The 23,613-nt window shown below is 52.5% G+C and carries 19 protein-coding genes; 11 read left to right on the top strand and 8 right to left on the bottom strand.

Going from position 1 to position 23,613, the window contains the following annotated elements; all coding sequences use genetic code 11:
* Nucleotides 1–19 precede the first annotated feature (19 nt).
* Genes N7326_RS05190 through N7326_RS05200 form a run of 3 tightly spaced genes read right to left on the bottom strand, consistent with a single transcriptional unit; the run spans nt 20 to nt 3,055 of the window.
* Nucleotides 20–1,153 (bottom strand): Mrp/NBP35 family ATP-binding protein, encoded by a 1,134-nt coding sequence (locus N7326_RS05190; RefSeq protein ID WP_259078070.1) that lies wholly within the window; start codon nt 1,151–1,153, stop codon nt 20–22.
* Nucleotides 1,154–1,185: 32 nt separating this feature from the next.
* Nucleotides 1,186–1,758, bottom strand: a complete 573-nt coding sequence (locus N7326_RS05195; RefSeq protein WP_259078068.1) for a DUF1003 domain-containing protein — start codon at nt 1,756–1,758, stop codon at nt 1,186–1,188.
* Nucleotides 1,751–3,055 (bottom strand): magnesium transporter MgtE N-terminal domain-containing protein, encoded by a 1,305-nt coding sequence (locus N7326_RS05200; RefSeq protein WP_259078066.1) that lies wholly within the window; start codon nt 3,053–3,055, stop codon nt 1,751–1,753. The genes N7326_RS05195 and N7326_RS05200 overlap by 8 nt, the downstream gene beginning before the upstream one ends.
* A gap of 136 nt (nt 3,056–3,191) precedes the next feature.
* On the opposite strand from N7326_RS05200, the gene N7326_RS05205 reads away from it, so the two are divergent.
* Both N7326_RS05205 and N7326_RS05210 read left to right on the top strand, forming a co-directional pair.
* Nucleotides 3,192–3,692, top strand: a complete 501-nt coding sequence (locus N7326_RS05205; protein ID WP_259158315.1) for a general stress protein — start codon at nt 3,192–3,194, stop codon at nt 3,690–3,692.
* Between the two features lie 15 nt (nt 3,693–3,707).
* Nucleotides 3,708–4,400, top strand: coding sequence for a hypothetical protein (locus N7326_RS05210; RefSeq protein WP_259078056.1), 693 nt, complete (start codon nt 3,708–3,710; stop codon nt 4,398–4,400).
* Nucleotides 4,401–4,464: 64 nt separating this feature from the next.
* Here N7326_RS05210 and N7326_RS05215 read toward each other — a convergent pair whose 3' ends face one another.
* The 5 genes from N7326_RS05215 to N7326_RS05235 form a co-directional block, all read right to left on the bottom strand.
* Entirely contained in the window at nt 4,465–8,187 is a 3,723-nt protein-coding gene (locus N7326_RS05215; protein ID WP_396124926.1) for a multifunctional oxoglutarate decarboxylase/oxoglutarate dehydrogenase thiamine pyrophosphate-binding subunit/dihydrolipoyllysine-residue succinyltransferase subunit, read from the bottom strand.
* 99 nt (nt 8,188–8,286) lie between these two features.
* Nucleotides 8,287–12,219, bottom strand: coding sequence for an ABC transporter ATP-binding protein (locus N7326_RS05220; protein WP_263088271.1), 3,933 nt, complete (start codon nt 12,217–12,219; stop codon nt 8,287–8,289).
* A gap of 41 nt (nt 12,220–12,260) precedes the next feature.
* Nucleotides 12,261–12,989: an EcsC family protein gene (locus N7326_RS05225; RefSeq protein ID WP_259078051.1), complete on the bottom strand. Its 729-nt coding sequence runs from the start codon at nt 12,987–12,989 to the stop codon at nt 12,261–12,263.
* A 236-nt stretch (nt 12,990–13,225) separates the two neighbouring features.
* Nucleotides 13,226–13,690: a GNAT family N-acetyltransferase gene (locus N7326_RS05230; protein WP_259078049.1), complete on the bottom strand. Its 465-nt coding sequence runs from the start codon at nt 13,688–13,690 to the stop codon at nt 13,226–13,228.
* A gap of 294 nt (nt 13,691–13,984) precedes the next feature.
* The gene (locus tag N7326_RS05235) at nt 13,985–14,833 is read right to left on the bottom strand and encodes a shikimate 5-dehydrogenase (RefSeq protein ID WP_263088272.1); all 849 of its coding nucleotides are present in this window, start codon (nt 14,831–14,833) and stop codon (nt 13,985–13,987) included.
* Between the two features lie 219 nt (nt 14,834–15,052).
* On the opposite strand from N7326_RS05235, the gene N7326_RS05240 reads away from it, so the two are divergent.
* From N7326_RS05240 to N7326_RS05280, 9 genes are all read left to right on the top strand, one after another.
* Entirely contained in the window at nt 15,053–15,829 is a 777-nt protein-coding gene (locus N7326_RS05240; protein WP_259078045.1) for a (2Fe-2S)-binding protein, read from the top strand.
* Nucleotides 15,830–16,005: 176 nt separating this feature from the next.
* A complete protein-coding gene (locus tag N7326_RS05245; RefSeq protein WP_259158318.1) occupies nt 16,006–16,893 on the top strand; it encodes a hypothetical protein in 888 nt (295 codons plus the stop codon).
* Nucleotides 16,894–16,943: 50 nt separating this feature from the next.
* Complete coding sequence (locus N7326_RS05250; protein WP_263088273.1) at nt 16,944–17,957, top strand: nucleoside hydrolase; 1,014 nt, start codon at nt 16,944–16,946, stop codon at nt 17,955–17,957.
* 84 nt (nt 17,958–18,041) lie between these two features.
* Entirely contained in the window at nt 18,042–18,254 is a 213-nt protein-coding gene (locus tag N7326_RS05255; RefSeq protein WP_263088274.1) for a hypothetical protein, read from the top strand.
* Nucleotides 18,255–18,361: 107 nt separating this feature from the next.
* The gene (locus tag N7326_RS05260) at nt 18,362–19,939 is read left to right on the top strand and encodes a hypothetical protein (protein WP_263088276.1); all 1,578 of its coding nucleotides are present in this window, start codon (nt 18,362–18,364) and stop codon (nt 19,937–19,939) included.
* 428 nt (nt 19,940–20,367) lie between these two features.
* Complete coding sequence (locus tag N7326_RS05265; protein WP_263088277.1) at nt 20,368–21,030, top strand: nucleoside hydrolase; 663 nt, start codon at nt 20,368–20,370, stop codon at nt 21,028–21,030.
* An 84-nt stretch (nt 21,031–21,114) separates the two neighbouring features.
* The gene (locus N7326_RS05270; RefSeq protein WP_396124927.1) at nt 21,115–21,882 is read left to right on the top strand and encodes an ECF transporter S component; all 768 of its coding nucleotides are present in this window, start codon (nt 21,115–21,117) and stop codon (nt 21,880–21,882) included.
* 5 nt (nt 21,883–21,887) lie between these two features.
* A complete protein-coding gene (locus N7326_RS05275; RefSeq protein WP_263088278.1) occupies nt 21,888–22,574 on the top strand; it encodes an energy-coupling factor transporter transmembrane protein EcfT in 687 nt (228 codons plus the stop codon).
* Nucleotides 22,571–23,599 carry an AAA family ATPase gene (locus N7326_RS05280; RefSeq protein WP_263088279.1) on the top strand — a complete coding sequence of 343 codons (1,029 nt, stop codon included), beginning with the start codon at nt 22,571–22,573 and terminating at the stop codon, nt 23,597–23,599. Before N7326_RS05275 ends, N7326_RS05280 begins: the two co-directional genes overlap by 4 nt.
* The last annotated feature ends 14 nt before the right edge of the window (nt 23,600–23,613 follow it).

Raw genomic sequence — 23,613 nt, forward strand, 5'->3', positions numbered from 1 at the left:
GGCAGGGGATAGGAGATTTCTAGTCGTGCCGAGTCACCCCAAGGCCTAAGGGCTTACCGGCAAGTGATTCAGGTCGAAGAACGAGCTGATCTGCAATAGCCTTGATCGCTACCGCAGTGGGGGACTCGGGGTGGGCAAGCACAATGGGGGTGCCGTGATCGCCTCCCTCGCGAAGCTGAGGATCTAACGGAACCGATCCGAGAAGCGGAACCTTCGTTCCAGTAAGCGTCGAGATGCGCTGCGAGACCTCTTCGCCTCCACCTGAGCCAAAGACTTCTAACGTCGATCCATCGGGCAAAATCATGGCACTCATATTCTCGATGACACCCGCGAGCTTCTGCTGGGTTTGCAACGAGATAGTCCCGGCGCGCTCGGCCACCTCAGCCGCGGCGCTCTGTGGGGTCGTCACCACGAGGAGCTCGGCATTGGGGAGGAGTTGGGCTACCGAAATGGCGATATCGCCAGTTCCAGGGGGAAGGTCGAGAAGCAAAATATCGAGGTCACCCCAGAATACATCTCCAAGGAACTGCTGAATGGCGCGGTGCAACATCGGGCCGCGCCACACCACAGGGGCATTACCTTCAACAAAGTGTGCAATCGAAATGAGTTTTATGCCATGAGCCATGGGCGGCATGATCATCTCGTCTACGGCATGAGGACGATCGGTGCACCCGAGCATGCCCGGTATTGAGTGCCCGTATATATCGGCATCAAGCACCCCGACCCGCAATCCGCGAGCAGCTAGTGCGGCTGCAAGGTTAACGGTCATCGAGGATTTGCCCACGCCCCCCTTGCCAGAAGAGACGGCAAAGACTCTGGTTGTGGAGTTAGGTTGGCTAAAGGGAATCACCGGCTCGTGGGTATCGCCGCGTAACTGCTGCCGCAGGCTCTTGCGCTGTTCATCATCCATGACATCGGTAGTCACGGTGATCTCACCAACGCCCGGAAGATCTGCGATGGCAGCGCGTGAGTTTTCCACCAACAGGTTTTTCATCGGACACCCAGCAATCGTGAGGTATATTTCTACCTCAACGTCTACGCCACTGAGGGCGATAGATTTCACCATGCCGAGTTCTGTTAACGGCTTACCAATTTCTGGATCTTCTACGCGCGAGAGCGCCTGCCGCACGTCATGCTCAGTAATAGTGGTCATTATTTTTCTAAGTACTTCCCCTCGTATTTTGCTTAACGACGCTCACTCGTGCGCCCCTGAATCGGGTCACTAAGATCGTGGTGTGCGTCATCGAGTCCCTGCTGATGGCGGTATGCAGTCCGTTCAGCGGCTTCATCGTCCAGCTTAGCTTCAATGCGTTCGATCATGGTGTGAAGATCTTCCAATTCGTGCCGCAGATAATCACGAGTGACCATATCACCCAGCGCTAGACGCAAGCCAGCGAGCTCGCGGGTAATATATTCGGTATTCGATTTGGTTTCAAAAGCACGGCGGCGATCTTCATTGAGAGAAACACGATCACGATCTTCTTGTCGGTTCTGTGCCAGCAAGATCAGCGGCGCCGCGTAGGCTGCCTGCGTGGAAAATGCCAGGTTCAGCAAGATGAAGGGATAGGGATCCCACTGCCACCAGAAGGCACCGAGGTTCAGCACGATCCAGATAGCGACGAAAACCGTCTGCCACATCAGGTAACTGCCGGTACCAAAAAAGCGGGCGACCTGCTCAGCGTAGGCGCCAATGGAATCGTCATCGAGTCTGAAAAGCCTCTTTTTCCCGGGCAGCCGTGGGGTATCTAACTCAGCCATGCGCTAGGTCTCCTTTCACAATGGTCGAATCGGGGCGGATACCCGAATCACGCCAATCTTCCGGCAATAAGTGATCGAGAAGGTCATCAACTGCCACCGCTCCCAGTAGGTGGTTATCGTTATCCAGCACAGGTCCGCAGACCAAGTTATAGGTAGCAAAATAGCGCGCCGCAGTTTCCTGGGAATCATCAGCATAAAGGGGCGGTAGATCCGGATCCAAAATGCCAGAAACGAGCATCGACGGGGGTTCACGGAGCAGCCGCTGCAAATGCACAGAACCTAAATAAGTCCCCGTCGGGGTGGCGGTGGGCGGTCGCACCACAAAGACCATAGAGGATAGGGAGGTAGGAAGATCAGGGTTGCGGGCTTGGGCGAGCGCCTCAGCGACGGTCGTTTGAGGGCTGAGGATCAAAGGTTCTGGAGTCATCAGCGCACCTACCGTGTCGGGGCTAAAGCTCATTAAGCGCCGCACTGGGGCTGATTCCTCAGGATCCATGAGTTCGAGCAAGACATCGGCTTTTTCATCGTCGAGCTCAGAAAGCAGATCGGCAGCATCATCAGGATCCATTTCCTCGAGCACATCAGCTGCACGTTCGATGTCAAGAGTTTCTAATAGCTCGGCCTGGCGATCCTCACTCATCTCTTGGAGAATATCGGCGAGGCGCTCATCGTCCAGCTCGGTAGCGACCGTGGTGCGCTGGTTCTCGGGCAAGTCATAGAGCACCGAGGCGATATCTGCCGGACGCATATCCTCGAACTCCGCCAACAACTCAGCAAAGGCATCAGACATACCAACACCCGCAGCGCTAATACCATGGACGTGCTTCCACGGCACCACAAACAGTTCCGGCCGGCGAGCAAAAGTGGCACGTTCCTTGAGCACGGCCACCGCAGAGATGGCCCAGTCGCGAGTACGGGTACGCTCTAATTCCACATCGGCAATCTCGACCGGCTTAGAGTGCAGCTGCTCCAATTCAGGATCATCCACGTGGACCTTCGCCCCGATCACATCGCCGACGATAGCGAGTTCACCGGCCCTAGGCTTATACGATCGCAGTGAGACCGAACCAGAGACCAGCATAATCTCATGAGGATCGATGGAGGCCACCCGGAGCATGGGAAGAAAAATGCGGCGCTTATTGGTCATTTCAACCACGAGACCAAGCACTCGGGAGGTATGTCCGTAGGGCCGGATATTAACAATGACATCACGCACGCGACCGATTGCATCAGTTTCGGGACCGCGAACAATCATGCCCGCTAGGCGCCCAGCATAAACTCGGGTAACTTCACTCATAATTGATAAGTGTAGCTGTTTCTCCAGGGCACTCCCTAACACGTATCCTGGCGCTGAACAACTGCGATATAGTGGACAGTATTTGAGTGTTGCGCAAGCCACTCTAGACCTGAACGAATCGACAAGGAACACAGGTATGACTTTTTTCTCGAGGCCCAACCCTGAGCTGAATGGGCGGCAAAGAACTATCCCCGAGGGGTGGCCAGTCGGCTCCTTTAGCACCTATGCGCAGGCACAGGCAGCCGTCGATATGCTCTCGGATAAAGAGTTCGATGTCAGTGCAGTCTCAATCGTCGGCGTTGATTTAATGGAGTGCGAAAACGTGCTGGGGCGCCTGACATGGCCGAAAGTTTTATTGAGCGGTCTTGCCTCAGGTGGCTGGGTGGGCCTATTTATGGGAACGCTTCTAGGAGTGGTCACGGGCGATTGGTCGAGCTCGCTAATCTTCGGCGTCCTCCTAGGTTCAGTGTTCTATACCAGCGCGGCAGCCATCCAGTACGCGGCCTCAAGGGGCAAACGTGACTTTGCGTCTACCACCCAAATAGTAGCCAGCAGATACGATATCCTATGCGATCCGGCAACAGCCCCCCAAGCACGTGATCTCATCAGCGAATTCACTCATAAGCGCCCGAACTAGGGAAAGGACCCCATCGTGCCCTCTGCAGCTCTTAAGCGTGGGATTGCGGCGATCGCGGCGCTCAGCACCCTAGGCGCAGGATATGTGGTCGGTAATGGTTACCTCGATCCCTTTGACTTTACGAATAATAAGGCTGCGAGCCCCGATCGGGTGATTATCGTTGCCGTCCAGCCCCACACCACTGAGGCACTGGTCTTGGCAGAATTATACGAACAAGCCCTCGAACGGGCCGGCCATCAGGCGATCCTAAGCTTGGATCAGTCGGGTTATTATAGTGGCGTGGATCGGCTCAGCTATGGCTCAGCAGACCTCGTGATTAGTTGTACCGGAACACTAGTCCAGGCGCGGAATTCAGGTCTAGCAGAGGATTTACGGCAGCGTTTCGCGCGGGATATAACTGACCCTCACGAGCAGCGGGAAATAGTTTACGCCGCAGCCATGTCTACCTTGCTTGATAATACAACTGCCACAGACCCCTCCAATGCGCTCGGATGTGTCGACTCCGACTCGGGTCTGCCCGAGCACATTATGCCGATCTACCGAACCTCGGACTTAGATCGTCGCAGTAGGCGAGCAATCAATACAGTTTCTGGGGTCCTCACAACCGATTCTTTGCAGGACATCATCGAGCGCGCCCAGAAGGTTGGTTCTGCTCACCAAGCGGCTGAGGAATTTCTAGATAGATATAGCGGCGACTTCAACTTATAAAAATCCATTCAAAAAGGTGAGGGTGCCGCTTATTACGGCACCCTCACCTTAATTGCTGACGGATCTATTCGCTGAAGGCTGAGTCAACGAGTTCCTGTTGTTCTACTTGGTGCACCTTTGACAAGCCTGTGGCGGTCGATGCCTGTGCGCGCCTCGATACTCGTTTCAAGGGCAACATTCCTGGGATAAGGTCAGGTAAGTGGGCACTAAGGAAGGGCCATGGCCCCTGGTTGGCGGGTTCATCTTGGCAGAAGCGAATCTCAGTCGCATTAGGATAAGCGTCGAAAGCTTCTTTGAGACGGTTGAATGGGATGGGATGGAGCATCTCCAAACGTATAATAGCGACGTCATTGCGGCTCTCTTTCTCAGCTCGCTTCGCCAGCTCATAGTAGAGCTTTCCGGATACCAGCAAGATCGTCTTCACACTCGAGGTGTCACCGACTGTTGATCCGGACTTATCAAAGAAACGTGGGTCGTTGATGACTGACTTAAAAGTGGTGATCTCGGTGAACTCAGAAACCTCAGAGGTTGCAGCCTTCATGCGCAGCATCGACTTGGGAGTGAATACAACGAGCGGGCGTTTGAGTCCACCCAAGGCGTGGCGCCTTAATAGATGGAAGTAGTTAGCGGGAGTCGATGGTTGGGCCACGGTCATGGAGCCCTCAGCGCACAATTGCAGGTAGCGTTCAATCCGGCCAGACGAATGGTCTGGCCCCTGACCTTCATAGCCGTGGGGCAACAGCAGGATCACAGAGGAAGTCTGTCCCCACTTTGTTTCGCCAGATGAGACATATTCGTCGATGATGGTCTGCGCGCCGTTGGCAAAATCACCGAACTGCGCCTCCCAAGCCACGACGGCCTCTTGGTTGCCAACCGAGTAGCCATATTCAAAACCCATGCCAGCATACTCGGTGAGCGCAGAGTTATAGACGAGGAATTTACCGCCGTTGCCTTTGGATTCTGCCAATTCATGCAGAGGATTAAATTCCGCGGCGGTCCGGGGATCGTAAACCACCGCGTGTCGCTGGGTGAAAGTGCCGCGCCTAGTATCTTCACCTGCTAGACGGACTAATTTGCCGGAGTTAGCCAAGGAGGAGAAGGCAATGAGTTCGCCCCAACCCCAGTCGATGCCACCGGTTGAGATAGATTCCACGCGCTTGTGGGCTACCGGCGCCACTCGAGGGTGCAGGGTGAAGCCTTCAGGGAGGCGCCCGTAGGCTTCTGCTATCTCGGCAAATTCTGCCTTGGAGATATTAGTAGTTAACCCGCGAGGGAGTTCCTGGGCCTTGGTAATGCCCTCCTGCTGAGTAAAGACCTTCTTCTCGGCCACTTTGACCTCATTGAAGACCGATTCCATTTGGTCGTGGAAGTCGCGGGAGACTTTCTCGGCATCTTCTTTTGATAGTTCACCGCGGCCGAGCAGATCCTCGATATATTGATCGCGCACGGTCTTGCGGCCGTCGATGAGCTCGTACATCTTTGGCTGAGTCATTGATGGATCATCAGCTTCATTATGGCCTCGGCGGCGATAGGCTATGAGGTCAATGAAGACATCTTTTCCGAATCGACGCCGGTATTCCGTCGCGAGGGTACCGACCCACACCACAGCCTCTGGATCGTCGCCGTTAACGTGAAAGACTGGGCAACCAAAGGCTTTAGCCATATCGGTTGAATAGAGGCAGGAGCGGCCGGAATCTGGGGTAGTGGTGAAGCCGATCTGGTTATTGACCACAATATGCACGGTGCCACCGACGGTGTAGCCGCGAAGCTGCGCTAAGTTGATGGTTTCTGGCACAATGCCCAAGCCTGCAAAAGCAGCATCGCCGTGGAGAAGCAGCGGCATAACCGTGTACCCTTGATCCCCCTTATCGAGCAAATCTTGCTTAGCGCGCGCAATACCCTCCATCACGGGGTTAACGGCTTCAAGGTGGGAAGGATTGGCAGTCAAGGTTACCTTGATCTCGCCATCGCCGAACATTTGTAAGTGTGTGCCCTCGGCTCCCAGGTGATACTTCACATCGCCGGAACCTCCAGCTGCTTTGGCCTCGATATCTCCTTCAAATTCGGAGAAGATAGTTTCTAATGGCTTGCCTACAATATTAAAGAGCACATTCAACCGGCCGCGGTGCGGCATGCCAATAACCACTTCGTCGAGATTCTGGCCCGCAGCGGTATCGATGGCGGAATCCATAAGCGGAATCAACGCCTCGGCGCCCTCGAGAGAGAAGCGTTTCTGGCCTACATATTTAGTTTGCAGGAAATTCTCAAATGCTTCGGCGGCATTGAGCTGCTGCATAATATATTTTTGCTCTGCACTAGTGGGTTTAGGCATACCCTTTTCCAAGCGTTCTTGCAACCAAGTACGCTCGTCACGGTCCAAGATATGGGTATACTCCGCACCGACCTTTAGAGTGTAGGCCTTGCGCAACTTCGAGAGCACTTCGCGCAGAGTCATGGATTCCTGACCCGAGAAGCCGCCTACGTGGAAAGTACGATCAAGATCCCAAATAGTTAGACCGTGGGATTCCATGACAAGATCACTATGATCTGGCACGGGGATACCAGGCTGTGACCAGTGCAGGGGATTTGTATCGGCGATAAGGTGTCCACGTGAACGGTAGGCTTCGATCAACTGCATCACGCGGGTATTTTTATCCACCCCAGTATTGGGTAGATCTTGGGCCCAGCGCATAGGGGTATATGGGATGTGGAGGGAGAAGAAAACCTCATCCCAGAACGAATCATCGATAAAGAGCTGGCTCATGGTCTTGAGGAAGTGACCAGACTCGGCGCCCTGAATAATGCGGTGATCATAGGTAGAGGTGATGGTCACTAATTTGCCAACACCCAATTCCGCAAGCCTATCTACGGATGCGCCTGCGAATTCTGCTGGATAGTCCATCGAGCCGACACCGATAATGGAGCCTTGACCTTGCGTGAGGCGAGGGACGGAGTGTCGAGTGCCAATACCGCCTGGGTTTGTGAGGGAAACGGTGACTCCCGAAAAATCATCCATCCCTAACTTATTTGTTCGGCTTCGCTTGACAATATCTTCGTATTTTTCCACGAAGGTGGAAAAATCAAGCTTTTCGCATTCCTTGATGGCTGCGACCACAAGTGCGCGGGAACCGTCCTTTTGGGGCAGATCTATAGCTAGACCGAGATTAATATGCTCCGGGGTGACAACGGTGGGTTTCCCATTGATCTCAGCATAGGAGTTATTCATATCAGGGTGAGCCATAATCGCCTTCACGAGGGCATAACCGATGATATGGGTAAACGAAACCTTGCCGCCGTGGGTGCGCTGCAGGTGCTCGTTGATGATCGCGCGATTCTCGAACATCAACTTCACAGGCATATCGCGTACCGATGTGGCAGTGGGAATCGTTAGAGATTCATCCATATTTTTTGCAATCGCTTTGAATATGCCCTTGAGGGTTCTCTCTCCCGCTGTAGGCATCTCAGCGGCGCGCGCTAGTGGGGATTGAGAGCGCTTCTTTGCGGTGGCCTTATCCTTAGCCTCTTTACTTACCTCCGCTTCGCGGTGCTGATCAGCTTTCGTCGCCACTGAATCAGGTGTATCGGGTGCGGTCACCTTCGATTGGTCGGAGGTACGCTGCGAACTTGAAGCGGTCTGAGGGCGGGGGCCACCCTGTTTGGTAAATAGTTCACGCCATTCCTTATCAACTGACTCTGGGTCGTGTTGGAACTGCTGGAACATATCATCGACCAGCCATTGATTCTGGCCAAAAGTACTAGCGCTGCTCACGGCAGGTACTCGCCTCATTTCTGTGGGAAGTTCTTTTAGTTAAGGAATTCTTAAGGGTATTGTCCACGTTCGTCACTGTAACTGGAACGTATTTAATAGACGATAGCTATTTTTTTCTTACAATGTGCGCGGTTTCACTTTCGGGGTTAGTGGGGGCTCACTCTGAGAACGCGCAACCTTCCAAAGTGTGGCATAGGTACCCCCAGATGAGCGGAGTTCGTTATGGCTCCCGTCTTCTACGATACGCCCCTTATCCACCACAAGGATTCGATCGGCATTCTCCGCAGTTGCAAGCCGGTGAGCTACCACAAAAGCAGTGCGGGTATGCGCCACATGGTGCGAGGCTTCGACGATGACCTTCTCGGTGGCTGGATCTAAGGTGGCTGTAGCTTCATCGAGGACGAGGATCGAGGGCTGGACTAGTTCTGCTCGTGCCAGAGCCACTAATTGGCGTTGCCCGGAGCTCAGGCCCTGACCGTGCTCGCGCACCGGGGTAGCAAGACCATCAGGAAGAGCGGCAAAGATCTTCAAGGCGCCAACATTTTTCACTGCCTGAGTGATGTCCGCGCGACTGGCCTGTGGCTTGCCGTAGGCGATATTGGAGGCAATGGTCCCGTGGAATAGATAGGTTTCCTGCGGCACAAAACCGATCGTCTCGCGCCACAATCCCACGGGTAAATCACTAAGCGGCTGGGCTCCCGCCTTGATCCTCCCGGAGATAGGATCATAGAAGCGAAGAAGCAATTTAATCAGAGTTGATTTGCCCGACCCCGTCGGCCCCACGATGGCAACGGTGGTTCCAGGCTCGATATGGAGATTGATATCGCTAAGTGCGGCCTCGTCAACATCGCGGTAGTGGAAATTCACCTGCTCAAAATCGATTGCCTCGCGAGCCAGACGGCGGATATCTGTACTCGAGTACGATCGCTGTACCTGGAGGGTACGGTGAGCATCAGTCGTCTCTTCTTGCTGCTCGGCCGCATCGGAGTTTTCGGTGGACAAGAGATCAGAAATACGACGGAAACCCACCGCCGCTTGTTGATAAGCATCAAATACTTGCGAGAGATGCTGAACGGGGCCGAAAAGGCGCTCCAAGTACAGCAGAAAAGCAACGAGGACACCAGCTGAGAGCGTTTGATCGGCAACCATGAGAGCCCCCACGCCAAGGACGCTCGCACTGAGGATCTCAGTGGTGGCGTTAATACCTGGAAAATAAACGGCTACCGCAGTCTGGGCTTTGATGCGAGTACGCCGATAGTGAGCGGCCTGGCGTTCGAAATCCTTTAAAACTTCAGCTTCTTGATTAAAAAGCTGGGCGGTGCGCAACCCTGACATCGACTCATGGAAATGCGCATTTACCGTCGACACTTCCTCCCGTGCTTGGGTGTACAGCTTGGACGAGATGGAACGAAAAACCACAGTCGCTACCGCAATAAGTGGAATACCAATAGCGGCAATCAGCGAGAGTTTGACCGATGTGGCCACGAGCAAAATAACAATACCGGCGATTGTGCTCAAAGAGACGACGAAGACGGTGAAGCCATTCTGCAGGAATCCATTGAGGGCATCGATATCAGTAGTCATTCGAGTAATGATGGCTCCCGACATGACCTTCTCGTAGAACCCAAGCGAAAGCCTCTGGAGGTGGCTGTAACTGCGGATTCTCAATTCGTACAATAAGCTTTCGCCGGTACGAGCGCTGAGAAATTCGGATGCTATCGTGGCTAGCCAGCTCATCACCACCGCCAGGAGACCGATCCCGGTGAGGGTTAATAAGGTGGAGACATTATTTTGCTTAATGCCCTCGTCGATAGCTCGCCCGATCAGGGTAGGGATAGCGAGACTCGCAATAACCCCGAGGATATACAGGGCGATGAGTACCATAAGGTAGTAGCGGACTGAGAAGAAGAGAGTGCGAGCATTAACGACGCGCATCTTCTGCCGGAAAGAATCTGCTCCGCCTCGGGGAGGCAGATCCTTGATTGAAGGAAGCCGATCGACCCGTGCGAGGAGATCTTTAGTCGCAGGAGTGGCTCCAGCCATGGCCGCAAAAGCAGCGCCGTGACTCATCCCCTTAGCGCCGGCAAGAGAGGCCGCGGCTTTTAAAGCCCCGCTAGTGGTAGTTCGGTTAGAGCTTTCTTTTTCATCATAAGACCGACTCGACCACAAAAGCTCCTCCAATTCTGTGTCGCTAAGAGAATCGAGACCGGTGGTTTCCTCTGTCTCGCTCAATTGAGGTGATCGTATCGCTTCGGCGATAAGTCCTTCAGGAGGGGCAGTTAGCTGAGGCGTCGCGCTTAGATCAAGGTCGTTGGTGTCCAATTCCACGTCCATAAGTTCCGAGAATTGAGGATTGTCCGCAATACGCTCGGGGGAGTCAATAGCCACCATATGGCCCTTGTGAATCAAGCCCACATAATCCGAATGGGCGAGGGTGGAATGGCGGTGAGTAATAGCCAGGACCGTGGTATGAGGAAAGTGCTCGCGCAGATTGGCGTAGATGCGTGCCTCGGTGGCACTGTCGATAGCAGAGGTGGTGTCGTCGAGGAGTAGCACCTTAGGGTGAGCGACTAGAGCCCGCGCGAGAGCGACCCGTTGCCGTTGCCCTCCCGAAAGGGTCAGCCCGCGTTCGCCGATGAGACTATCCAGACCGTTGGGTGCGCGCTCAATGAAATCATCGATACAGGCCATACGGCAGGCACATAGAATCTCCTCATCGCTGAGATGTCGGCCAGCATCAATATTCTCCCTGATCGTGGCGTGGGAGAGGAAAGGTTCATCGAATACACAAGCAATAGAGGAGCGAATGCTAGATAGAGAAAGGTCAGTATAGTTACGAGTAGCAGGGTTAGGCCCTTCCTCTATTAGGGAAATTTTGCCGCTATCTGGTTGATAGAAACCCGCCAAAAGCTGAATGAGCATGGATTTACCAGAGCCGGCAGGACCAACCAAACTGGTATAGCTTCGAGGCGCTAGGTCGAGGTCGAGCCCGTTGAGGACATCTGAGTAATGAAGATTGCTAATGCGTAGGCCTAAAGCCTGAGCATGAGGGTTAAGCTCTTGAGGTTTTTCAGGCTCTGTATATTCAGGTCGAAGCTCTAAAACTTCGAATATCCTATCGGCGCTCGATAGGCCCATGTGGACTTGAACGGACATGGCGGCGAGCATGGAGATCACACTGGAGAGTGCGGAGAGGTAGACACTCGCGGCAAGAAATTCCCCGATGGTAATGGCACCGTTGAGACTGAGTAGACCACCGATACCAATGCTGAGGACGAGGGTAACGGTCGGGATATTTTGCAGCAGGGGTTTAAAGCGGGCGCTTAACCGAGCGACACGAAGCTTGTGACCGTATACCTCGGTGGCTTGCTGCTGTAGGGTATCAATTTCGCGATTTTCTTGGTGAAAGGCTTTGACTATCCGAACTCCCTGGATCGTCTCCTCGATATGAGTGCTCATATCGGCGATCTTCTGCTGCGCCGCCCACGTGGCCGCGAAGAGAGTTTTGCGAGATTTTTGTCCTAGCCAGACCAAAATTGGAATCGTGATAAGAGCCAACACGCTGAGTACGGGGGAGATCCACATGAGGATGCCGGTGAAAAGGATGACCTTAAAGGCTTGGCCGATCATCAGCGGCAGCATGGCAATCATGATCTGTACCGTGTTCAGATCAGAAATGGTTCTGGAAATCACCTGGCCGGTACGGAGGCGATCGTGGGCGGGGCCGTCGAGGTGAAGCAGGTTTTCTAATATACCGACCCGCAGGCGGTGCTGAAGGTGGTTGGAGATATAACCGGCAAAAAACCGCCGCCCAAATTGAAACAGGTAGCGACCCAGGCTCACCACGACCAAGGTGATGATGATAGCGGATATACCGCTTCGATCGGAGGCGATTGCCTGGTCGATCGCGGAGCCAGTCAGGAGGGGAATAGCGGCGTCGAAAAGCGTAATAAGAAACGTACAGCTTAGAGTGAGCACTAAGGCGACGGGCGTGTGCCAGAGCGTTGCAATGAGCTTGTAGGAGGGGGAATCTTTAAACTTCATCCGCATGAATACGCTCCTTGTCGCTTTACTAGCCTGAGGCTCAAGGCTTAGATGGTGCCTAGGGTACTTTCGACGTGGGTGATGACTTTGCGCCCTAGCTTGCGGTTAGCCACTGAACCAATCATGGCGCCGACACCTAAGGGGAGCAGTTTCCCGATCCACGAAAATAGAGCTGACTTCCGGAGCCTCTTTACAGCGCTGCGCATCATAATCTTATTGAGGTAGCCCATATTCTGAGCATTGGCACCCTTAATTACCTGGGTAATAGAGGCCCCGCCGAACGTAGCATCGGTGAGGGCATTGCCTTCCGAACCGAGAACCGCGGCCAAAATTATCGCTTGCCGACGCTCGGGTGAATCGATATCGATACCGCGCACATAAGCCGATGAGAGAGCGTAGGAGGCCGCAAAATCTAGGAAAAGGAAGCTCTCGGCCCCAATCGCAGCCGACCCCACCACTAAACCAACACCCGGGATCGCGGAGGCCATACCAGCGCTCGCGCCACTGCCAGTAACCGCTCGCAAGAAGTTCTTATCCAATGCTTTCTGAATATCGTGGTTGTTAAACTCCGGGTTCTTTTCGCGGAGATTATCCACATAATTCGTCAGCACTCCGCTGGTCATTCCGGAAACTTTTTCGAGAACTGTCACCAACACAGTGGCCATGGGGCCGCGATCGGCTTCAGAGAGATCGCTGAGTAACTCGTGGGTGGAATCCGCAGAATCGGATGTTCTATCGAGATCGCGGTCGTGGGTGTGTTGTAATTCGGGAGACATATATTTACGGGTGATCCTTTCAAGACCATTCGGGGTTGTATCTACCTCTCGCCCAGCAATGCTGGTATCGCTTTTCGCAGCGATATTTGAGGGGCACAATACCTCTGCGGCAGAGTAGACAAACTAAGAGCTATTGATGTGTTCGCAATTTTAGTATGAAGCTATCCATCGCGCTCAATTGCCCGTATATTCGCAGTAAATGCTCGCGCTTATGTCGCGCCTACCAGACTCGGTTATCACTTTTCCAGCACGAGCTCTAGCACCATGAACTCATCGTCATGATCAACTTCTACGAAACCGAGGGAGGTGTAAAGCCCGCGGGCGATAATATTATTGGTACCCGTTTCAATTCTCACGCTATAGGCACCCTGAGCAGTGGCGACGTGGATGACGCGGTCGACGAGCTTGCGCCCCGATTCGTTATTGCGGTACTGCGGATCAACGAATAGATCATTCAGCGTTAAAATTGTGCGGAGTTGGAGGGAAGAAAAGTGATAGAACACTTGGGCAAAACCGCACACCGTGGTGTCATCTTCGGCTACGAGAATGAGTGAATCGCCACGCTCAAAGCGTTCGGTCATAAATGAGCGCGCCTGCTCCTTATCGTCGCAGCGCCGATAAAAAGCGCGATAGGCAATAAAAAGCTCGGTGACGCGCTCAAGATCGGCGCTGGTCGCTTGACGGATATGAGTCGAGGGCATCTGAACCTGTCTCCCTAATAGGATGATCAATATTGTCTTATAGTACCTCCGCTCAGCTGCCTCATCGCTAGGCCTACAGACCATTGTCATCCCGCTTAAACGATGCGAAGCTTGGGATAGGCCCATAGCACAATCTTCGGCCCAATACCGTTCGTGGTGCAGCCCTGAGGGAGTGTAGAGGTGAACCAAGATCCGCGGAGCACAAAATCTTTTAGATTGAGCACCTCCGCTACAATTATTCTCGGGTACGTTCATCCTACGAGCCCAGAAAATCTACGAGGCTATATAGTGGGGCTATTTTTTTCCACGAGCAAAAGCTTCGGCTTCGTTAACCAGCTCGGGATCGAGAGTTACCCCAGTATAGAGTGTGAATTGCGCCGCCGCCTGCAAGGCAATGACCTCGTCGCCGGTTATAACCGTCCGCGGAGATATTGGGCTCGACCCGCGAGCTGCCCGAATAAGGGGTGTCTCACTAGGATGAGCCACGACATCGAAAATCACTGCCGCCCGAGCTATATCGGAGTGGTCGAAGGCAGACTGTTGGCGGTGCGGGCCTTCCATGCCCAGGGGAGTGGCATTGATGAGCATATCCTGATCCCTCGGGACCCTCGTAGCGTAAGACCACCGATATTTCTCGGCCAGCTCCTTGGCTTTTTCAGCACGCCTAGCGACCACAGTGCACCGTGAAGCCTCGAATCCGTGGTCAGCCAGAGCCGCTACGACAGCTTTGGCCATCCCGCCGGCTCCGCAGATACTCACCTTCAGGCTGGGATCCACGTGGTGGGTGCGAAGCAGCTGAGAGACCGCAAGATAATCGGTGTTATAGCCACGCAGATGCCCATTTGTATTAACGATGGTATTGACTGCCGCAATACGTTCGGCTGATGGGTCGAGGGAATCAATGAGGTCAATTACAGCCTGCTTATACGGCATAGATATCCCAGCTCCACGGATATTAAGCCCACGAATTCCTGCCACTGCGTGATCAATATCTTGAGGAGCAATGGCATGATAAGAAAAATTCAATCCGAGTCGACGGTAAAGGTAATTATGAAAACGCACACCGTGGTTGGATGGGCGTGCTGCTAGGGAGATACACAAGGTAGTTTCACGGTTGACTGTCAATGTACGAGTGGAATCCATACGTCCACTGTAGGTGATATCGACTCGAGAGTTCCTTAAAGATAAGGCTCCCGGAAATCAGCGGATAAAAGTAAGGCGAAGTCGAGGACACTGCGGTTTTTGGAGTCCTCGACTAGGATTTTTACGAAGGATAATGATGAGGCATCTCTGATTTTTTAGGTCGTTGGCCACGAGTGCTTTGTTCTTATCAAGAGCCTCGTAATTCTAAAGGAGAAACCTGTGAGTGTAGCTGGATCTCTGGCCCAGGTAGTCTCGGCTACCCCACGCTATGCCATTAGTGTAGAGCCGTCTGACGAAGCACTAATTATGAGCCCAGATGATCTGTGCGATGAGTCGATTATTACCGCAGCGATCTCTCAAAGCGAGCAGGAATATGGGGTGGCTAAGCACTCTCATGCTGCTAGGATCTGGCTCTTTTCCCTCATGGGATCGGTGTGTAATCCAGCAGTTGCAGCGATGATCCACGGCGACGATATCATTGATCTTGATTTGAGGACCGGCACACTTTTTAGACGCGAAGATTCAACGTATTGGTTTGGTTTCCGACCCCAGAACCCAGCAGAGTCCTACGCTGCTTCCGCCCGTCACTTAGCGAGCAATCTCAAACCCTTAATTAACAAGCTCTGTGAAGTTTATGCAATGCGGCCAGCGCCCTTATGGGCGATCGTTGCAGATGGTCTTGTGCAACCAGCCATGAGCGCCGGTAATGAAGAGTTTGAGCAATTAAAGGCACTGCATATCGCCCGAGAACTCCACCGAGGTATATGCGAAGTTGCTGAGGTGAAAATTCCGAGACCCCACTTTGTTGACGTTGTTGACGAGGACGTTGTCCCGTTGGATCTCACCACCAAACAGGAGCCCGAATTTCTTGCTGCATATCGCAGTAGCTGCTGCATGATCTATCGCTCCCCGCATTCTGACTATTGCGTATCGTGCCCTAAGAGACCTCGAGCGCAACGCGATGCCGCCATCGTTGCAAGTGCGCAGTTCTTCTAACCGTCGACCCTTAAAAGGGGCAGAAAAGGCATCAGTGGTGCAGGCTGAGCCGCAGATCACTCTAGCTGGCGCTCAAAATATGCAGACTTTTGGCGGCTAAGATGCCTGTTTAGCGCTAATCTGGAGGTGGGTGCCGCTCACCCTTTTCGAGTTAATCGAGGTAAAGGACAAAATCGTTGAGATTTTTTGAAGATATCGCAGCTGCACTTGACGCTGAAGGCATTGAGTCCAGAGTCCACAATGACATCCTATTCGTTCCTATCTCCTCGGAGCTAGAAGTTCAGTTTGTGGAGATCGATCCCCATATGCCCGCCGCCAATGTTTATATAGCCACCGCCGATGACCATGATGACTTTGACGCTGTGCTCACTTCCGTAGTGTTCTCCGTCGAGGATGCTGTGGACACTATCGCTCAAAACGTTGCGACGGATAGTATCATCACCGTAATGCGCGACCTTATGGAGGGTGCGGATGAGCGCGTACAAGATATCGAATTCGAACAAGACCCCGAGGAAGAGAACGCTGTTTGGGCTCCTCTGACAGACGGTGGATTGGTGCGCGTCGATTTCTCTGTTGAAGGCGGCCTTCCCTCAGCTGCCGTGGCCTTTATCACTGTGGGTGCCGGATTTGGCAATACTCTCGACCACGCCACTAATTCTTTCCTCGAATTTGCCGAAAACTCAGATCTTCCCGAACATGAAATCTCCAGACTCCTCGAAGATTACCTCGACGCGGTAGTTGATCAGCATAAAGAAGTGTTGGAACTGGGGTCCTTCGTAGACTTCGATCGACTATTCGACGTTATCTCGCTTGCCGCCGATCAAGCTGAGGCTTGGGAAGAGCAACTAGGAGCTCTCGAAGGCGAGGACGACGAGCCAGAGGTCTACGATCTTTTCGGCGAAGACGACGATGATAATGATGATTTCTTCTATGAATACGACGAGGATGAACTGGGAGAAGACGACACTACTGATCCAGTCGACGATGTAGATGACGATGATATCGAAGCAGAAGTAGAAGCAGAGGTTGAAGATATCGACGATCCCGACGCTCCCAACTACTAGGATTCATACTTTCCTTGTGAGCTAGAACGAGTAGGCCATAGGCTTAAGGTATGAATTACGCGCTCAGATCTGTTCCTCGGGTTCTCCTTGATTGTGATACTGGTATCGATGATGCTCTAGCGTTGATCTATCTCGGAGCTTTACACCGAGCAGGTGAGATCGAATTGCGGGCAGTGACCACCACTGCCGGTAATGCAGAGGCTGACCTATGTGCTGAAAATAGCGCGTATATTTTGTCCCGCGTGGGAGTCGAAGGGGTCGACATAGCGGTTGGGCAGCATCAACCCGTGGTAGTTGATCTGGTCACCACCCCAGAAACGCATGGTCCCCGCGGGCTTGGATACATCACAGATGTTTCGGAGACCTCGAAGCCCGCGGAGTCGTCCTACCCAGGGATATCCCTCGAAAACGCTCCCGCTGCGTGGAGAAAGTTGTGGCAAAAGGCGGCCGATTCTTGTGCGCATGTGATTGTGACTGGTCCTGCGACGAATCTTGCTACGTGGTTGGCCGATCGTCCATGGCCGAGCACGGTGACGATTATGGGCGGGGCGTATTTTTATCCTGGTAATACGACTCCTACTGCTGAGTGGAATACCTGGGTTGATCCGCATGCTGCTAAAGATGTTTTTGCTCTGGCCCCCGGAGACCAGCGGGTGACTGTGTGTTCGCTTGGTGTCACTGAGCAGATGGTTATTACCCCGCAGCGACTGGATCGCTATGGTGAGATTGTGGGTTCGCACCCCATTGCCAAGGTGCTGAGAGAGGCCTTGCGTTTCTATTTCGAATTTCACGAGGCTCAGGGTGAGGGGTATCTGGCTCAGGTCCACGATCTGCTCACTGTGATGGTTGCCCTAGGTAAGGTGGAAACCACTTGGAGGCTGAGCACTGTGGATGTTGAGTGTGAGGGCATGATGCGGGGGACAACGGTAGCGGATCTGCGTGGGCATTGGGGGAGAGATCCGTCGGTTCGCCTTGTCGAAAGCGTGGATATTGATGCTGCGCACGAAGAGTTTGAGCGAGTGTTGACGGTATTGGCTAAGTTGTCGAAACCTGCGCTAGGATAGGATCGTTCTTTCTATCCCTGCGAGGTGACATAGCAGGGATCCATTGGTCTGTCTTCTATGAAGGCAGAGGGACTAAGGATTTTCATGTCACCTATGCAATCGGCGTTAGCGGCCCCGCGTTCATCTCTTCTTTTAGGCACCCTTGGGGGTGGGATTATTGGGGCAGTAGTAGCACTGTTCCGGGAAATGGGAAATTTCCTCCTTGTAGCCGTGACGTGGCAATCTTTTCTTTCTGATGCACTCGATAAGGCACTCGTTTTTCTTATCGCCAGGCGAAATGCACAGCGGTGTGATTGAATAAATTGAAGCGCAGTCACACCTTACTACAGGGATAAGCTTTACAGTTCCGTAGTCTAAGAGTGCAAATCTAGTCGGTATTGACAAAATTTGAGGAATGGGGTTTTATGGAAATTTTTAACCAACGAGCGGCAGCAATGGGTTGGGATACCATCAATCACCCCTTGGTAGCAGCGGCGGATGTGAGTCCAAGTTTTTTTGTAATTTGGGGTGAGCTGATTAACAACCTTGACTGGATTAAAACGGTGCTATCGATCTTGCTTTCAGGGGTGGCGTATTTCTACAAGTCGGTTTTGCATAATCTGAATAGAGATCGGCGAGACGATGCGCTGATTGGACCTGCGCCTCTGAACCATGACTTCCTACGCGATGCAGACTACAGTATATCCGAAAACCTTATCCTTGAGCGTAATTGGTATAAAATTCACAAGGCTCGTAGCCTGATAGGTGCTGTATTCCCTGTCAACTACAGAGTCCATTTTGGACTGATTGTATGTATAGTGCTTGTCTTTCCCATCCTGTCCGTTCCAGTTTTGAAAATTTCGCAGACATCCTTTCCTAGTGATGTGCACGGTTTAGAGAACTGGTTTACTTATATTTGGATACCTATACTCATATTTAGTTCGCTACTTTACTGGGTGATACGTGGCGTCGACTTCCGTCGCTTTTTCATAGGAAAAGCTCTACTGGACTATATGGGTTCGCAAACTGGAACTAAAGCGTACGGCAGTACGCTTTTTCTGGGAATCTGGATGGCTAGATCAAAAGTAGTAGAAATGCATCTGATGCTTTATAATGGCTTTTTAGCCGCTCTCGCTGTCTCCGCTTCTGCATGTATTTGGAGCTTAATCTGTTCGATTTTCTTTGGTTCTGAGCCTGTCTTGGGAGTATTCAATTTTCTTCTTTTGTTTATTATATCACTGCTTTTTTTGATTCTGTTTATTTCTTTCTATGAATATTGGCCAAGAAGGTTTTGGTCGAAGATTCTTCTCAAATCCAATCATGTTAGCGACAAGTCAGACCTCCCCTATGCCTTTTATCCTGCATATAGAGTGGAGATCGCAGAGCTGTTGAAAAATAGTCATTTTGTGAAGCTGATCACCAGTCTGACCTCCGACAAGCCAATCTCGCAAATTAAATTCGCTCGAATTACCGCTGGGGGTGTCCAGATAAAGGGCCGAGGTCCACAGAGGAATCGCCTGCAGCGGACGATTTTAAATATGAGGTCAGTTAGGCACGATTATTCCAGCCTTTATACCGAAGATTTTGAAACTAGTTCTCCGATTTACTTAAAGCTATATCCCCTCCTAGCGTTCTTTTTTAGTATGACGGCTGTCTCAAAACCGCCTGGTTTGGCAGAAGGCGAGATAGGCCCATTTACCCTAATAAAGAACCACTGGGAGGCGCTACCGCGGTTGGGACTGTTCTCACTCCTACTACTTTCTATTCTCTGGCTAGTCATGGGTATTTGCGCGTGGTCTCTCAGATCGAGAGATGAAAAGTGCTTAGGCTATCTTAAAGAATCATTATCGGAGTATGTATCGGATCAATATTTGGTCTCCAAATCCTATCAGTTATGGTGGAGGAAATCTCACCTATATGATAGCGGCCCCGGAACTTTTCCTGTTATGTCTCGAAAGAACTGGTATCGAAAACTTCGATATTTGTATAAGAGAATGAATTAGGTTGTGACAAAAGAGATCCGATACAAGCGGGTAGGCATTTCCCGCTTTTGAGGCAATAACTTTTCGATTATCTTAATTTTCTCTATTTTGATGTTTCTTCTTACTTGAGAAACCTGCTGGGGCCCTCGAACACTTCAGGTGGCTGGATTAGATGTATGGGAGTCCATCTAGATCAGTTCCGAAAATCTGACCCATTGGAAGGGAACTTCACAACAATTCTTGCTGAACTTATCAGGATTCGTCATAAGTGAAGAGTTGAGATGGAAGTATCAAGCACTGGAATCTGAGCAAGCAGCCCGGTTGTAAAAGCGCATCTCCATCTATAGCAGTTGTAGGCTGAAAACGTGCGGGAGATTTGGGCTTCACCTAACCACTGTTATAAGCAGCAGCGGAATGAGGTGCCTCTTTGCCTGCGGTTGGTGTGCCACTTGAGTCTTTTCAAGTCGTTAACCGATCTCATCTCTGAAGAATCGGTCGATTCTTGTGCGCATGTGATTGTGACTGGTCCTGCGACGAATCTTGCTACGTGGTTGGCCGATCGTCCATGGCCGAGCACGGTGACGATTATGGGCGGGGCGTATTTTTATCCTGGTAATACGACTCCTACTGCTGAGTGGAATACCTGGGTTGATCCGCATGCTGCTAAAGATGTTTTTGCTCTGGCCCCCGGAGACCAGCGGGTGACTGTGTGTTCGCTTGGTGTCACTGAGCAGATGGTTATTACCCCGCAGCGACTGGATCGCTATGGTGAGATTGTGGGTTCGCACCCCATTGCCAAGGTGCTGAGAGAGGCCTTGCGTTTCTATTTCGAATTTCACGAGGCTCAGGGTGAGGGGTATCTGGCTCAGGTCCACGATCTGCTCACTGTGATGGTTGCCCTAGGTAAGGTGGAAACCACTTGGAGGCTGAGCACTGTGGATGTTGAGTGTGAGGGCATGATGCGGGGGACAACGGTAGCGGATCTGCGTGGGCATTGGGGGAGAGATCCGTCGGTTCGCCTTGTCGAAAGCGTGGATATTGATGCTGCGCACGAAGAGTTTGAGCGAGTGTTGACGGTATTGGCTAAGTTGTCGAAACCTGCGCTAGGATAGGATCGTTCTTTCTATCCCTGCGAGGTGACATAGCAGGGATCCATTGGTCTGTCTTCTATGAAGGCAGAGGGACTAAGGATTTTCATGTCACCTATGCAATCGGCGTTAGCGGCCCCGCGTTCATCTCTTCTTTTAGGCACCCTTGGGGGTGGGATTATTGGGGCCACGTGGTTATTTTTGGTTCTTGCCCGTCCGACGCAGTGGGATTCGGTATTTGGTTCCTCTCCGGCTCTTATAACCTTTGTGGCTTATGTGTGTGGTGCTTTTCTCCTCCTTGCGGCATCTATTCCGCGACTGAGCTCACGAACCTTAGCGCTGATCCCCATGGCCTTGGCGCTCAATATCATTACCGGTCAACTTCTCGGTGCTGTAGGTATCCCACTCTACTTAGACTCTATTGGGACGGTCATGGTCGCCATCCTTGCAGGTCCCGTAGCGGGACTCGCTACGGGGGTTCTCAGCAGCGTTGTCTGGGCGCTTATTAATCCCGCAGCTTTACCTTTCGCTGCAGTATCAGGACTCATTGGTTTACTTGCGGGGTTAGCCTTCGCTAGAGGGATAGGGAACCATAGTGTCAAGGTTACAATTTCCGGCGTCGGGGTCGGCATCATCTCTGCGACACTCGCCGCACCAGTGGCGGCCGTTGTTTATGGTGGCACTGCGGGCGTGGGTACAGGGGCAGTAGTAGCATTGTTCCGGGAAATGGGGAATTCCCTCCTTGCAGCCGTGACGTGGCAATCTTTTCTTTCTGATCCACTCGATAAGGCGCTCGTTTTTCTTATCGCCTGGCGTTGCGTCAAGCGTCTGCCAGCCTCCGCTCTCACGCCATCCATTTCCCCGACACTTCGGTAGGTTCCATGATTAATCCACTTACCACTCTCAGCTTCGCCGCAGCTACGTGGATTTTTGTCTTGGGGGGCAATGACCTAAGAATTTCTCTTCTTGTCTGTGCTATCGCTCTTACTGCTGCGTGCCTAAAAACCGTGAGTCTCAGACCCCTCGGGGCTGTCCTCACAATCGTGACCCCAGTAGCTTTATCCATCGCAATAATTCATATTCCGTTTGGTGAGCAGTCCATAGCACCGTTGATCACCCGCGACGGTGGGACTATCGCTCTTCATCTTAGTGTGCGTTTTGCCGCTCTTATGGCTAGCGCCGTGGCGGCTTTTAGTTTCTTTACCCCAGCTCGCCTGAACAAGGCCATGCAGCTCACACGTATTCACCACTCGGTTACTTTCCTTATCACGCAGTCCCTCCAATTCTTACCATTCGCCCGCCACGTACTGGAGACGGTGATAACCACCAACACTTTGGCAGGCCGCAGAGCTTCGTGGCGGCACCCGTTTATGGTGGTTGAATTCTATATTTTCCCTCTCATTATGCAGCTTCTTCACCGCGCTGGGGAGAGAGAAGTTGCCCTTCACGCACTCGGTGTGGATCTAGCAGGCAGACGCAGTGTTTATTGCCCTGAGCGGGATCCATGGTGGGAAAAGATCGCCCGTCCTTCAGTTATCATCGCAGCAATGATCGGAGGGGTCCTATGAGCGTGATTGAACATCACAAGGGCTCTGCTCTGAATCACTACCGGCCAGATGGAACTACGGGGATTATTCAAAGCGAGGCTTCAACTCACCTTAGTCTGCTGCGCGAAAGTGTAGAGGAAGAGATCGCTTTTCCGCTGGAGCAGCGAGGAATTGATCGGGCATCCATGCGGGCTCGGGTCGATGAGGTCATCGCGGCACTGCGGCTTGAGCTGCTTCGATTGCGAAATCCAGCTGATCTTTCCCCGGGTCAAGTGCGGCTTGTCGTTATCGCAAGCACTTTAGCTCTGCGGTTTCCTACCATCCTTATTGAATCCCCCTACCGCGGTCTCGACCACAAAGCCCGCACGCTCTTAGAACAGTATCTGCACTCATACCCAGGGCAAGTGCACCTCTTCATAGCTGAAGCACCTACGAGTCCACTCGAGCTTGAAACAGTTACCTCACCCCTTCCGGGGACATATTGGCCGATCAAGGTAGCTCAACGTGTTGCGACCCGCACTCGTCGCCGCTTATTTCGGCCCGCAGAGGTTACCTTTAGCACCCACATACCCTTCGCTGAGCTCATCCCAGGTGAGGTGGTGTACCTAAGTGGAGCAAATGGGAGCGGAAAGACGACGTGCTTGCTCGAACTTGCGACGCAACAGCGAGATCACTCGGTTGCTATGGCAGTACAGCATCCAGTCGACCAAGTCCTCGAAATCACTCTTTCGGATTTTCTCGCAGGTGCCCCGAATCCCACAACAGCCACACGTGATACGCACCCCCTCGATCTCAGTGCGGAAGACCTGCGTCTCGCCCAGATTGCCCGAACCCTCCATTCGGGCGCTCACGTCATTCTGCTCGACGAACCAGATCAGGACTTAATATCAAAAGAACCAGTAGCCCACCAGCTTCTCCACCGCGCCTTGTCGCAGCCGGATCCGCCGGCGGTGATCATAACCAGCCATGATAAGCGCTTCATTCATCGAGTGGAAAGCTATGCATCTGTGCGTACGGTACGAATGGGAGAAACAGGACTAGGATGATGGGGTTGATCAAC

The sequence above is a fragment of the Corynebacterium sp. ES2794-CONJ1 genome (assembly GCF_025660615.1).
Taxonomy (GTDB): Bacteria; Actinomycetota; Actinomycetes; order Mycobacteriales; family Mycobacteriaceae; genus Corynebacterium.